The organism is Clostridium sp. AF50-3 (assembly GCF_003477445.1).
GTDB classification, from domain to species: domain Bacteria; phylum Bacillota; class Clostridia; order Lachnospirales; family Lachnospiraceae; genus Otoolea; species Otoolea fessa.
Genome location: NZ_QUDH01000016.1, coordinates 1 through 13,265 on the forward strand (window position 1 = coordinate 1; position 13,265 = coordinate 13,265).

General features: G+C 50.9%; 11 protein-coding genes, 7 tRNA genes and 1 pseudogene. 18 read left to right on the forward strand and 1 reads right to left on the reverse strand.

What is annotated here, in order from left to right; all coding sequences use genetic code 11:
• Window positions 1-12: 12 nt before the first annotated feature.
• The 18 genes and pseudogenes from DW085_RS14935 to DW085_RS15015 all read left to right on the forward strand — a co-directional run bounded on the left by DW085_RS14935 (window position 13) and on the right by DW085_RS15015 (window position 11,024).
• Window positions 13-86 (forward strand) — tRNA-Asp (locus DW085_RS14935).
• 61 nt (window positions 87-147) lie between these two features.
• Window positions 148-220 (forward strand) — tRNA-Val (locus DW085_RS14940).
• Window positions 221-238: 18 nt separating this feature from the next.
• Window positions 239-311 (forward strand) — tRNA-Thr (locus tag DW085_RS14945).
• A gap of 9 nt (window positions 312-320) precedes the next feature.
• Window positions 321-402, forward strand: a tRNA-Tyr gene (locus DW085_RS14950).
• Window positions 403-468: 66 nt separating this feature from the next.
• A tRNA-Met gene (locus DW085_RS14955) sits at window positions 469-542 on the forward strand.
• 197 nt (window positions 543-739) lie between these two features.
• Window positions 740-812: transfer RNA gene (locus tag DW085_RS14960), tRNA-Phe, on the forward strand.
• A gap of 3 nt (window positions 813-815) precedes the next feature.
• Window positions 816-888, forward strand: a tRNA-Lys gene (locus DW085_RS14965).
• A 318-nt stretch (window positions 889-1,206) separates the two neighbouring features.
• Complete coding sequence (locus DW085_RS14970) at window positions 1,207-2,325, forward strand: MBL fold metallo-hydrolase (RefSeq protein WP_118482601.1); 1,119 nt, start codon at window positions 1,207-1,209, stop codon at window positions 2,323-2,325.
• 239 nt (window positions 2,326-2,564) lie between these two features.
• Window positions 2,565-3,463 (forward strand): annotated as a pseudogene (locus tag DW085_RS19965) (aminotransferase class I/II-fold pyridoxal phosphate-dependent enzyme); the annotation flags it as partial.
• 336 nt (window positions 3,464-3,799) lie between these two features.
• On the forward strand, window positions 3,800-4,009 hold the full coding sequence (locus tag DW085_RS19970) for a hypothetical protein (RefSeq protein WP_243022016.1): 210 nt from the start codon (window positions 3,800-3,802) through the stop codon (window positions 4,007-4,009).
• Window positions 4,010-4,200: 191 nt separating this feature from the next.
• Complete coding sequence (locus tag DW085_RS14980) at window positions 4,201-4,818, forward strand: guanylate kinase (RefSeq protein ID WP_118493395.1); 618 nt, start codon at window positions 4,201-4,203, stop codon at window positions 4,816-4,818.
• 260 nt (window positions 4,819-5,078) lie between these two features.
• On the forward strand, window positions 5,079-6,068 hold the full coding sequence (gene holB / locus DW085_RS14985) for a DNA polymerase III subunit delta' (RefSeq protein WP_022360399.1): 990 nt from the start codon (window positions 5,079-5,081) through the stop codon (window positions 6,066-6,068).
• A gap of 4 nt (window positions 6,069-6,072) precedes the next feature.
• Window positions 6,073-6,984 carry a stage 0 sporulation family protein gene (locus DW085_RS14990; RefSeq protein ID WP_022360400.1) on the forward strand — a complete coding sequence of 304 codons (912 nt, stop codon included), beginning with the start codon at window positions 6,073-6,075 and terminating at the stop codon, window positions 6,982-6,984.
• Complete coding sequence (locus DW085_RS14995; RefSeq protein ID WP_107001771.1) at window positions 6,974-7,705, forward strand: tRNA1(Val) (adenine(37)-N6)-methyltransferase; 732 nt, start codon at window positions 6,974-6,976, stop codon at window positions 7,703-7,705. Before DW085_RS14990 ends, DW085_RS14995 begins: the two co-directional genes overlap by 11 nt.
• A gap of 15 nt (window positions 7,706-7,720) precedes the next feature.
• Window positions 7,721-8,572, forward strand: coding sequence for a 16S rRNA (cytidine(1402)-2'-O)-methyltransferase (gene rsmI, locus DW085_RS15000; RefSeq protein WP_107001770.1), 852 nt, complete (start codon window positions 7,721-7,723; stop codon window positions 8,570-8,572).
• 364 nt (window positions 8,573-8,936) lie between these two features.
• Complete coding sequence (pdxS, locus tag DW085_RS15005; RefSeq protein WP_107001769.1) at window positions 8,937-9,812, forward strand: pyridoxal 5'-phosphate synthase lyase subunit PdxS; 876 nt, start codon at window positions 8,937-8,939, stop codon at window positions 9,810-9,812.
• Between the two features lies 1 nt (window position 9,813).
• Window positions 9,814-10,401, forward strand: coding sequence for a pyridoxal 5'-phosphate synthase glutaminase subunit PdxT (gene pdxT, locus DW085_RS15010; RefSeq protein WP_118493396.1), 588 nt, complete (start codon window positions 9,814-9,816; stop codon window positions 10,399-10,401).
• Between the two features lie 269 nt (window positions 10,402-10,670).
• Window positions 10,671-11,024: an aminotransferase class I/II-fold pyridoxal phosphate-dependent enzyme gene (locus DW085_RS15015; protein WP_118493398.1), complete on the forward strand. Its 354-nt coding sequence runs from the start codon at window positions 10,671-10,673 to the stop codon at window positions 11,022-11,024.
• A gap of 293 nt (window positions 11,025-11,317) precedes the next feature.
• Here the strand turns inward: DW085_RS15015 and glgB are convergent, their stop codons facing one another.
• Window positions 11,318-13,264 carry a 1,4-alpha-glucan branching protein GlgB gene (gene glgB, locus DW085_RS15020; RefSeq protein ID WP_117796594.1) on the reverse strand — a complete coding sequence of 649 codons (1,947 nt, stop codon included), beginning with the start codon at window positions 13,262-13,264 and terminating at the stop codon, window positions 11,318-11,320.
• Window position 13,265 lies beyond the last annotated feature (1 nt).

The window sequence follows — 13,265 nt, forward strand, 5'->3', positions numbered from 1 at the left end:
AATTTAATATTTGGCCCGGTGGCTCAGCTGGTTAGAGCGCCGCCCTGTCACGGCGGAGGTCGTGGGTTCGAACCCCATCCGGGTCGTTTAGATACGACTATTTCAATTCTTTGAAAAATGAATATGGACTGGTGCAGTATCGTAGATGGGGTCTTAGCTCAGCTGGGAGAGCATCTGCCTTACAAGCAGAGGGTCACAGGTTCGAGCCCTGTAGGCCCCATTGTTACCAATGTTTTATGCCGATGTGGCTCAATTGGCAGAGCAGCTGATTTGTAATCAGCAGGTTATCGGTTCGAGTCCGATCATCGGCTTTTTAAAATGGATGGGTTCCCGAGTGGCCAAAGGGGGCAGACTGTAAATCTGTTGCGTCTCGCTTCGGTGGTTCGAATCCACCTCCATCCATTATTATTTTTACAATAATGGTTGTATTTTTCCAGAAATTGTATATAATAATAGAGTAAGAATTAGCGCGGGGTGGAGCAGTCTGGAAGCTCGTCGGGCTCATAACCCGAAGGTCGCAGGTTCAAATCCTGCCCCCGCAATTTTTTTATGCAATGAGAAGTGCACAGATAAAAATATAGAAGTTAAAAACATGCTTGCATGTTTTTTAACAGATATATTTTTAGATGTATACGGCGAATGCCGTAAGCGAAAGACCGCAGGTCTTGAGCTGAGCACTTCGGACTAAAAAAAAGCGACAAGCAAACTTTTAATCCGCATAAAACCAAATAACCATTACGCCCAGATAGCTCAGTTGGTAGAGCAGAGGACTGAAAATCCTCGTGTCACTGGTTCGATTCCGGTTCTGGGCATATGGGGTATTAGCTCAGTCGGTAGAGCACTTGACTTTTAATCAAGTTGTCCGGGGTTCGAATCCCCGATGCCTCATGAAGATGAGAAGCCGTCACACTGGAGACAGTGTGGCGGTTTTTTTGTAATAGGGAATTCCAAGGAATTTCCTATTACAAAAAAAGGCACTAACGTGCCAATGATGCGCACTCGCGCGAAGAAGAAATAGGAAACTTCGTTTAACATTCATGTTAAGTAAAAAAGCCATTCAGACAGGAGTCTTTCTTGAATATATAATTTCTTGTTTTCGGATATGGCAACTGTTATAATTGATTGAAAACAGAAGCAAATAGAAAACCAAAATGGAAGTAAGAATAGAACTAGGCAAATGCAGAAATTTTAAAATGGAGAAGAAAAATGGAGCCAAACAAGATGAAACAGAAACGCCGGAAATATTTATATGCAGCGGCGCTTGGCATGACGTTCCTTTTGAACTTGAGCGGATGCAGCCGCCGGTTCACGAACTATCCGGAGACAGCCGGAACGGTAGCAATCGTGGACAGTACAGAGCGGGAGACTGTCCGAGATGAAAATGGAGAAAATCCAGATCAGCCGATTGATTTAGATAACCTGGGGGAACAGCAGTCGGCGGCAGAAATGGAAGCATTAGCTGCGGCGGAGGCGGCGGAGCCGGGCGTGGAGGAGCCGTATCTGGACGGGGGAGAGCTTCGGCTTTTAGCGTGTGCGGATATCTGGCAGAACCTCTCCTGCGTTATGAAGACGAAGGAAGGCGCGGTGATCGTGGTAGACGGCGGTCGTGATGTCGATGCACCGCATTTGATTGAGGTTATTCAGGAGTTGGGCGGTCATGTGGATGCATGGCTTTTAACCCATCCGCACAGCGATCATGTGGGGGCGATCACGGAGATTTTAAACATGGATCCGATGCCGATCTCGATCGGTAAGGTGTACTATTCATTTCTGAATAAAGAATTTTTAGGTCAGGAGCAGGTTTCAAGACGGGATTCAGATTTGGAGTGTTATGATCAGATCACGGAAGCGATTGCGAAACTGCCGGAAGCAGAAAAATGCGGGACGCTTACGAAAGGGCAGAAGATTTCAGTGGCGGGCGCGGAGATCACAGTGATGAACGAGCCATTTGCCTGCACGGAAAATAGTTTTAATAACAGCTCGGTCGCGTACCGCGTGGAGATGGGCGGAAAACGGATCCTGTTTTTGGGTGATATGGGCTGGCAGGCAGGGGAAGATTTTCTTGCCAATCATACGCAGGAGGAACTGAAATCGGATGTGCTACAGATGGCGCACCATGGGCAGAGAGGCGTAGAAGAGGAGCTCTATCAGGAGATTTCACCGGAGGTCTGCTTATGGCCGACGCCGGACTGGCTCTGGGATAATGTGCAGGATGGCGTCGCGGGCGCTGGTTCGTATAAGACGCCGATTGTCCGTGGATGGATGGTAACATTAGGTGTGAAGAAAAATCTTTGTGTCAAGGATGGCGATCAGATACTGCGGTAGTTTTTTATAAAAGATTAAAATAAAATTTTAAAAAGTTGTTTTCAGGGAAATGAAATGCTTTTGGGATGCGGTGCAGCGGATAGAAATAAGACATGAACGAAAAAAGAGAGAAACAGAAGGAAGAAGAAAAAGTGAATAAAGACAGGAAAATGCGGTCGGAAACAATCATCCTACGTCCGGAAGTGCCGCTTTTAGAACGTTTATCCACCTATGCGGCGTCGGATGCCTACCCGTTCCACATGCCGGGCCACAAACGCCAGGTGAAAATGGGGATAACTTCCGTCCCGAATCCATTTTCGGTGGATATCACGGAGATTGATGGATTTGACAACCTGCATCATGCGGAAGATATTTTGAAAGAGTCGATGAATTCGGCGGCTGCGGTGTACGGAGCAGACCGGAGCTGGTATCTGGTGAATGGCAGTACGTGCGGGATTCTGGCGGCGATCGCGGCGGCGGTGAAGCGGGGGAAAAAATCCTCATGGCTCGAAATTCCCACAAATCAGCGTATCACGCGGTGGTTTTAAACCAGCTGGAACCGGTATATTTATATCCGGAGGAGGTGCCGGAGTTTCAGATTCCGGGAGAGATCGAGCCAGAGCAGGTGGAACGAGCACTTTTGGAGCATCCGGAGATCCGGGCGGTGTTTGTGACTTCCCCGACCTATGAGGGGATCGTGTCGGATATCCAGGGGATTGCAGCGACGGCGCACCGGCATGGAGCGGCGCTGATTGTGGATGAGGCGCACGGCGCGCATCTGCCGTTTGGGGATGGGAACTATTTCCCGGATGGGGCGTTACAGGAGGGGGCGGACCTGGTGATCCAGAGTCTTCACAAGACGCTTCCATCTCTGACACAGACGGCGATTCTGCATCTGAAAAGCCAGATTCTGGATGCGAAGAAGGTGGAACAGTATTTATCGGTTTACCAGAGTTCCAGCCCGTCGTATATTCTGATTGCGTCGATGGAGAACTGCGTCCGGTATATGGCAGAAAAAGGAGCCGGGGAGATGGCGCGGTATGGCGCGCGATTGCGGGAACTCCGGGAAAAATTGGCGAAGCTAAAACATTTCCGGCTTCTGAAAGAGGAAATCTGTGGTGCGGCAGGTGTATATGGATATGATCCGTCAAAACTGGTGCTATTTCCAGATTTTATGACGGGAACCAGACTGGCAGAGGTTTTGCGGACAGAGTACCATCTGGAGGCGGAGATGTCGAGCGGGCGGTATGTGCTTCTGATGACTTCGTTTATGGATACGGAGGAAGGATTTTCGCGTCTGGAGCGGGCACTTTTGGAGCTGGATGCGCGGGTGGAAAAGCTGGAGGCGGAAAGTGTTGGGCTGAAAGATGCAAAACAAGGCAGGCAGGAACCGTTTTCGGGAGCACAATTGAATCAGAAACCGAACCAAGAAAATGATTCAGAAAACTATCCGCAGCAGATGTGTCTCCCCTGGCAGGCATGGCATGGGGATGGCATGCTGGTGCCGCTTGAGGAGGCGGAAGGAAGGGCGGCGCGGACATGCGTTACCATTTATCCGCCGGGGGTGCCGATGCTGATGCCGGGAGAGCGGATTGGAACAAGGGAGATCGCGCGGATCCGTGAGGATTGGAAGCTGGGACTTACGGTGGAAGGAATTTGTGAAAAATCAGACAAATTGAATTTGTGGATAGAGGTTGTTATTTAGGAAATATCAGGTATTGATTCACCAGGTTCGCACATTTACTGTGCGAACCGTACGAAAACCTTGGCTTACAAGGCAAAAATCCTTTGTTGAAGACAAATTCGCACATTTGCCATAAGAAACAGAGAAAAATCGGATTTATATATACGATGGAATGCGTGTGAAAATACTGGCTGGAAAGGCATAATAGGAAGATGGGACATATATTTTACGTGATGGGAAAGAGCGCGTCCGGGAAGGACACGATCTATAAGATATTGAGAGAGCGGATGCCGCAGATCCGGACGGTGGTGCCGTATACGACCAGACCGATCCGGGCAGGCGAGCGGGACGGTGTGGAGTATTATTTTGTGACCGGAAAAAGGCTTGCGGATTTGGAGAAACAGGGAAAGATCATTGAAAAGAGAACCTACCAGACTGTTTATGGACCGTGGAGTTATGCAACGGTGGACGATGGGCAGATCGATCTGGGATCGCATGATTATTTCATGATCGGGACGCTGGAATCGTATGAGGGGACGCGGAATTATTTCGGCGCGGATGCACTGGTGCCGCTTTACATTGAGGTGGAGGACGGTGAACGCCTTCAGCGTGCGCTTGACCGGGAACGGCAGCAGACAGAGCCAAAGTATGCGGAGCTGTGCCGCCGTTTCCTGGCGGATGAGGCAGATTTCAGTGCCGAAAATATGGAAAAATGTGGGATCCGGGCGGAAAACCGGTTTGAAAACCGCGAGCTGGAATCGTGTGTGGATACGTTGGTAAGGGAAATTCGGGCTCACGGATTGGCACTTTTGGAACCGAAAGTGCCGTAAGAAAACGTGGTGGCAGCAGGAATTTGCCGTATTTAAATGCGAAGCCACGGCAAATTCCGTTACTGGGCACGTATGCGTGAACAGTAACAAATTCGGAATTTCATCGCACTAGGCAGAGGGTAAATCTTGTGTTATACTAAGATGATAGAGATTTACAAATAATAAAAGAAGGGCATGATAGAAGGGATCCCAACCGATCCATACGATTGAAACGATTTTAGAATTAAAATCCAGAGTCCAGCCCTGAAAGGAGCATCAAGATGGCAGGTTTTCACGATATTATTGGACATGAGAAGATAAAAGAGCACCTTCAGAAGGCGATCGGGTATCAGAGAGTTTCACATGCCTACATATTGTCGGGCGAGGAAGGAATGGGACGCAAGACGATCGCGAAGGCATTTGCCATGACGCTTTTGTGCGAGAAACATGGGACGGAGCCGTGCATGGAATGCCATTCCTGTAAGCAGTTTTTGTCGGGCAATCATCCGGATGTGATCTGGGTGACACATGAGAAACCTGCGAGCATTGGTGTCGATGATGTCCGGATTCAGATCAATGATACGGTTTCGATCCGCCCGTACAGCAGTCCATATAAGATATATCTGGTCGATGAGGCGGAGAAAATGACGGTGCAGGCGCAGAACGCTCTTTTAAAGACGATTGAGGAGCCGCCGGCCTATGCGGTGCTGGTGCTTATCACGACGAACCCGGAGGTATTTCTGCCGACGATCCTGTCCCGCTGTATCCAGTTGAAACTTCGTCCGCTCAAGGATTCGGTGGTAAGCGATTACCTGACGGAGAAAATGGGCGTTTCGGATGGTCAGGCGGATATTTATGCGGCGTTTGCGAGAGGAAATTTAGGAAAAGCGATTCATCTCGCCTCTTCGGAGGAGTTTGCACTTTTGTACCGAGAGGTGCTGACGCTGCTTAAAAATATCAAGGACATGGATATTCCGATGCTTCTGGATTATATCCGCAAGCTGCAGGAGGACAATCTGGATCTGTATGAGTGCCTGGATTTCATGCAGCTCTGGTACAGGGATATTCTGATGTTTAAGGTCACAAAGGACATGAATTCGCTGATCTTTAAGGATGAGTATTCGGCGGTCAGCAGTTGCTGCCAGAAAAGTTCCTATGAGGGGCTGGAAGAGATATTGAGTGCGATTGAAAAGGCAAAAGTCCGGCTGAATGCTAACGTCAACACCGATTTGGCGCTGGAGCTGATGCTTTTGACGATGAAGGAGAATTAAATTTATGATAAAGGTAATCGGAGTCCGGTTCCGCAAGGCCGGAAAGGTATATTACTTCGATCCGGCGCAGATGGAAATCAAGATGGGCGACCATGTGATCGTGGAGACCGCCCGCGGAATCGAGTTCGGAGAGGTGGTTCTTGGCGTCCGCGAGGTGGATGAGAAGAAGGTGATCCAGCCGCTGAAATCGGTCATTCGTATGGCGACGAAGAATGACGAGGAGCTGGAACGGAAGAATAAAGAAAAAGAGCATGAGGCATTTCAGATCTGTCAGGAAAAGATCCGCAAGCATGAATTGCAGATGAAGCTGATCGATGCAGAATACACCTTTGATAACAATAAGCTGCTGTTTTATTTTACGGCGGATGGAAGAATCGATTTCCGTGAGCTTGTCAAGGATCTGGCGGCGGTCTTTAAGACGCGGATCGAGCTGCGCCAGATTGGCGTCCGGGATGAGACGAAGATTTTGGGTGGTGTCGGTATCTGTGGTCGTCCGCTCTGTTGTCATTCATATTTATCGGAGTTTATTCCGGTTTCAATCAAGATGGCAAAAGAGCAGAACCTGTCCTTAAATCCGACGAAGATTTCGGGTGTGTGCGGTCGTCTGATGTGCTGCCTGAAATACGAGGAAGAGACGTATGAGGATCTGAACAGCCATCTGCCGAGTGTCGGCGATTACGTCACGACGGATGACGGGCTGAAAGGCGAGGTTCACAGCGTCAGCGTCCTGCGCCAGCAGGTAAAGGTGGTTGTGACGGTAGGACGGGATGAGAAGGAGATCCGTGATTACCGTGTGGATCAGCTCAAGTTTAAGCCGAAGCGCCGCCGTGACAGGGGAAATGTCAACGATGCGGAGCTGAAAGCGCTGGAGGCACTGGAGAAAAAGGAAGGAAAGTCGAAGCTGGATGATAATTAAAGAGGGCGAGCGGATCGATGAACTGCAGCGGAACGGATACCGGATCATCCAGAAGACGAACGGGTTCTGTTTTGGCATGGACGCGGTGCTTTTGTCCGGGTTTGCATCGGTGAAGCCGGGCGAGAAAGCGCTTGATCTGGGAACGGGAACTGGTATTATCCCGATTCTTCTGGAGGCAAAGACGGAAGGAAGCCATTTTACAGGTCTGGAGATCCAGGCGGAGATGGCGGAGATGGCATCCCGGAGTGTGGCGCTCAACAGGCTGGAAGAGAAGGTTTCGATCGTGCAGGGCGATATCAAGGAGGTTCCGACGCTGTTTGAGAAGGCATCCTTTGATGTGGTAACGACGAACCCGCCGTACATGAACGACAGCCACGGGCTGAAAAATCCCGATCTTCCCAAGGCGATTGCCCGCCATGAGGTTCTCTGCAATCTGGAGGATGTCGTGCGCGCGGCGGCTTCGGCACTTCGTCCCGGCGGACGACTCTATATGGTGCACCGTCCGAGACGGCTCATTGAGATTCTGATGGCGATGAAAAGTCAGAAATTGGAGCCGAAGCGGATGAAATTTGTCCATCCGTTTGCAGATAAAGAGGCAAATATGGTTCTCATCGAGGCGGTGCGCGGCGGCGGCGCGCTGATGACAGTGGAAAAGCCGATCATTGTGTACAAAGAGCCGGGCGTGTATACGGATGAGATTTATGATATTTACGGGTATTAATGGAATAGGAGAACGATGGAAGGAACATTATATTTGTGTGCCACGCCGATCGGCAACCTGGATGACATTACATTCCGGGTGCTGGAGACGTTAAAGCAGGTGGATCTGATTGCGGCGGAGGACACGCGGCACAGTATTAAGCTTCTGAATCATTTTGATATTCATACACCGATGACGAGCTACCATGAGTACAATAAGGTCGAGAAGGCGCGTGTGCTGGTGGAGAAGCTGAAATCGGGCATGAATATTGCCTGCATCACGGACGCCGGGACGCCGGGTATTTCGGATCCGGGCGAGGAGCTGGTGCGCCAGTGCTGCGAGGCGGGAATTAAAGTAACCGCGCTTCCGGGAGCGGTGGCGTGTGTTACAGCGCTGATTATTTCGGGACTTCCGACGAGACGGTTCTGTTTTGAGGCATTTCTTCCGACGGACAAGAAGGAGCACCAGCGGGTGCTTGCAGAGCTTCAGAATGAGACGCGCACGATTGTGCTTTACGAGGCGCCGCACCACCTTCTGCGGACGCTCACGGAGCTTTACGAGGCGCTGGGGGATAGAAAGGCGTCTATCTGCCGGGAGCTGACGAAGAAATACGAGACGGCGTTCCGGACGACGCTTTCGCAGGCGGTGGCGTATTATACGGAAAATGAGCCGAAGGGCGAGTGCGTGATCGTCATCGAGGGCAAATCCGTCCAGGAGATCGAGGCGGAGGATCAGGCGCGCTGGCAGCAGATGTCCCTGGAAGAGCATATGGAACATTATGAATCACAGGGAAACAGCCGCAAGGAAGCGATGAAGCTGGTGGCGAAGGACCGCGGGGTTTCGAAGCGGGATGTGTACCAGGCGCTGCTGGAGGCGGAAGAGGCGTAGACACAAACGGAAAGCTGAAAAATGGGTAAGTGGAGTGGCGTTGGTGGAATGTCGGGGCGCTCCGGTTTGTGCAGATAAAAGAAAAATAGAATAAGATTTGAGAAAAGAACAAACTGTACTGGTTAAAATATTTAAAAGTGTATATTTTAATCAGTACAGTTTTTGCTATAATTCCTACTAAGTTGATGCGGAAATGAATGTAAAAATACAGAATGTCAGTGAATTGTTTTTCGCAAGGCAGAATAGAAAGGCAGAAGAGGCGCGTGCCTGTGAATGATTCAGTGGATTCGGGTATTGATTGCAAGGATCGTAAGGACGCTTGGCTTACAAAGAAAAATCATATTCAACCACGGGAGGAATAAAAATGGCAGAGAATCGTTATGAACTGAATAAACAGCTGGCACAGATGTTAAAGGGCGGCGTTATCATGGATGTCACAACCCCGGAGCAGGCGAAGATCGCGGAGGCGGCAGGCGCGTGTGCGGTTATGGCGCTGGAGCGGATTCCGGCGGATATCCGGGCAGCGGGCGGTGTGTCCCGTATGAGTGACCCGAAGATGATTCGCGGCATTCAGGAGGCAGTTTCGATTCCGGTTATGGCGAAGTGCCGGATCGGTCATTTTGTGGAGGCGCAGATTCTGGAAGCGATCGAGATTGATTATATCGATGAGAGCGAGGTATTATCTCCGGCGGATGATGTGTACCATATTGACAAGACACAGTTCAAGGTTCCGTTTGTCTGCGGTGCGAGAGACCTGGGAGAGGCGCTGCGCCGGATCGAGGAAGGTGCTTCGATGATCCGTACCAAGGGCGAGCCGGGAACGGGCGATGTCGTACAGGCAGTCCGCCATATGCGTGCGATGAATTCGGAGATCCGCCGGGTTCAGAACCTGCGTGAGGATGAGCTTTACGAGGCAGCAAAACAGTTAAAAGTTCCGGTTCATCTGCTCCGCTATGTACATGACAATGGACGTCTCCCGGTTGTCAATTTCGCGGCAGGCGGCGTGGCTACCCCGGCGGATGCGGCTCTGATGATGCAGCTGGGCGCAGAGGGAGTCTTTGTTGGATCTGGTATCTTCAAGTCAGGCAATCCGGAGAAACGTGCGTCGGCGATCGTGCAGGCAGTAACGAACTACAAGGATGCAAAATTACTTGCTGCGATTTCTGAGGATCTGGGCGAGGCGATGGTTGGTATCAATGAGAATGAGATTGCGATTTTGATGGCAGAGCGGGGACAGTAAGATGGAGAAAAAACAGATAGGCGTGCTGGCGGTGCAGGGCGCGTTTGCCGAACACATTGCCATGGTACGGAGACTGGGCGCAGAGGCGTTTGAGATCCGGCAGCTTCCGGATCTGGAGCGGCCGATGGACGGACTGATTCTGCCGGGCGGCGAGAGTACCGCGATGCGTAAGCTCCTGGATGAGCTGGGACTTTATGAGCCGCTTCGGGCAAAGATTGCGGCAGGGCTTCCGGTGTATGGAACGTGCGCGGGGCTTCTGCTTCTGGCCAAGGAGATCGAGGGCGGAACGCCGTGCTTTGCGACGATGGATGTGTCGGCGGTGCGGAATGCCTACGGGCGTCAGCTCGGAAGTTTTTACACGGAGGCTGAATTTGCCGGTCTGGGGACGATTCCGATGACTTTTATCCGCGCGCCGTACATCGCTTCGGTTCAGAAAAATGTTAAGGTGCTGGCGACAGTGGACGAAAAGATAGTCGCAGCCAGACAGGGAAACCAGTTTGCGACGGCATTTCATCCGGAATTGAATGAAGATGTGACGGTGCATAGGTATTTTTTGGAGGAAGTCTGCAAAGAAAAATTAAGAGGGTAATTGGTAGAAATTGGCGTGTGGTTGATGAAAATTGAAATCTGCCGGTAAAGGAAAGGGGAACCACAGCTATTTAAAAGCGGTCAGAATGGATGATGTATTTCTGAAAGGTAAGAAGTTATCATTGATTCTGGCTGTTTTTTATTTGAAAGTGGATTCCTATTGACAAAGTAGGAAATTTGCATTACAATCACTGATAAACCAATTAAAATGATATGAAATAATAAAAATGCTGGATTGCCAGGGCGGCAGGCTACAGCCAGGTCGGTCTGATGGGACTGGTAGCATGCCAGGCGGCGTATGAAGAGGGAGCGGAGTGGCTTGCACAGCTAAAAGCGTATCTGGAGGAGAACCGGAAGTTTGTGAAGGCGTATCTGGAAGAGTATCTGCCGGAAATCTGTCTGATCGAGCCGGAGGGAACCTACCTTCTGTGGCTGGATTTTAAGGCGCTTCATTTGAATGAAAAAGAGCTGGAACATCTGATCGTGGACAAGGCACATCTGTGGCTGGACAGCGGCGCGATGTTCGGACCGGACGGCGAGGGCTTCGAGCGGATCAATATCGCATGCCCGCGGGCGACGGTGGAGAAAGCGCTGAAGCAGCTGGAAGCGGCGATCCGCGGATAAAATTGATTGGGTCACGAATCAGAACCCGTATAATTCAAGTCGAACGTCCGTGAGACTTGGCGCGTGATTCTGGTCAGCGAAGCTGACATATTCCTATCAGAATCACTGCGCATCCTCACGGAGCGTTTATCTCAGTCGGAGAATGGACTCCCACTGAGACAAATTTGCTATTACTCACCACCTGAAGAGGTGGGAGTCTTCTCGACTGAGATAAAACCTGCCGCAGGCAGACTGTATCCCCCATATAAACAGTCTGTCTGCGGCAGGTTTTTTGACTTCATAGGAACATTATTTTATGAGAACCGGAACACCGCAGTTCCATACGCCGGAAGCGGGTACGCAAAGGAGTATGGCTGTCCGTCACATTCGCTCTTGATGGAGCGGTAATGGCTGATCTTATCGCCGCGCTTGTAGTAGCCGTGTTCCTGGTCAAGCAGCAGCGTGTAGGTGCCGCGTTTCGGAACACCGACGCGGTAATCGTCGCGGTCTACCGGGGTGAAGTTGCAGATGAAGAGAAGATTCTTTTTCTGTGTTTCATCGCGGCGGATAAAGCTGAAAATACTGCGGTCTCCGTCGTTGGCGTTGATCCACTGGAAGCCGTCATACTCCTCGTCCAGGCGGTAGAGCGCCGGATATTTGTGGTAGAGCGTCAAAAGCCCTTTCACATAATTCTGGAGGTCGGCATGGAACGGCTCTTTCGTAAGGTACCAGTCGAGGGAGACTTTTTCATCCCATTCATGGAACTGACCGAAATCCTGTCCCATGAAGAGAAGTTTCTTGCCCGGATGTCCGAGCATGAAAGTGTAGCCGACTTTCAGGTTGGCAAATTTATCCTCGTATTCACCCGGCATTTTGTTGATCATCGAGCATTTGAGGTGGACGACCTCGTCGTGCGAGAGCACCAGAATGAAGTTTTCGCTGGTGCAGTAGGTGATGCCGAAGGTCATTTTGTTGTGGTTAAATTTACGGAAATACGGGTCGAGCTTCATGTATTCGAGGAAGTCATGCATCCAGCCCATATTCCATTTGAAGGTAAATCCAAGACCGTCCTCCTCCGGGCTCTTGGTAACGTTCGGCCAGGCGGTGGATTCCTCGGCAATGATGATGGCGCCGTCTTTCCGGCCGCGGATCACGCTGTTTAAATGTTTGAAAAACTCGATGGCTTCGAGGTTTTTGTTGTCGCCATATTTATTTGGTACCCACTGTCCGTCCTGGCGCCCATAGTCTAAGTAAAGCATGGAAGCGACGGCGTCCACGCGCAGACCGTCGATGTGGTATTCATCGAGCCAGTAGAGCGCGTTGGCGATCAGAAAATTGGATACCTCGTTTTTGGCATAATCAAAGACCTTGGTACCCCAGTCCGGGTGCTCGCCTTTGCGCGGGTCGGCATACTCATAGAGCGCCTGTCCGTCGAAATCGGCAAGTCCATGTGCATCCTTCGGAAAATGCGCCGGAACCCAGTCTAGGATGACACCGATGCCTTTTTTATGTAAGTAATTGACGAAATACATAAATTCCGTCGGGGTTCCGTAGCGGGAGGTCGGGGCAAAATAGCCGGTTACCTGATATCCCCAGGAGCCGTCATACGGATGTTCGGCGATTCCCATGAGCTCTACATGGGTGTAGCCCATTTCCAGGACATAGTCAGCCAGCTCATGCGCGGCTTCCATGTAAGTGTAATAACCGTCCTTTTCCGGGCGGTTTTTCTTTTTCCAGGATCCTAAGTGAACCTCGTAGATAGAGATTGGCGCCTTGACCGGATCGGTGCCCGCGCGCGATTCCATCCATTTGGAATCGTTCCATTTGAAGCCGCGGATATCGGCGGTCACGGAAGCGGTTCCAGGACGGTATTCTGCCGAAAATGCATATGGATCTGCCTTAAATAAAATCGTTCCTGTGTGCGTGGTGATGGCGAATTTGTAGAGCTGTCCCACGCCAAGTCCCGGTACGAAGAGCTCGTAAATGCCGCTGTCTGCGACCGGCTTCATCGGGGTTGCATCCGGATTCCAGGCGTTGAAGTCGCCGACCAGGCTGACGGCGGCTGCGTGCGGCGCCCAGACCGCGAAATAGTAGCCGTCCTGTCCGCGATATGTATAAGGGTGTGCGCCCAGCTTGTGGTAGAGCTGGTAGTGGCGGCCTTCTCCGAAGAGATACCGGTCAAGCTCGCCGATCACGCCGAGTCCTTCTGTCTTTGGTTTTTTCGATGTGGTTCGTTTAGTAGTGGAAGCTGCTTTTTTCATA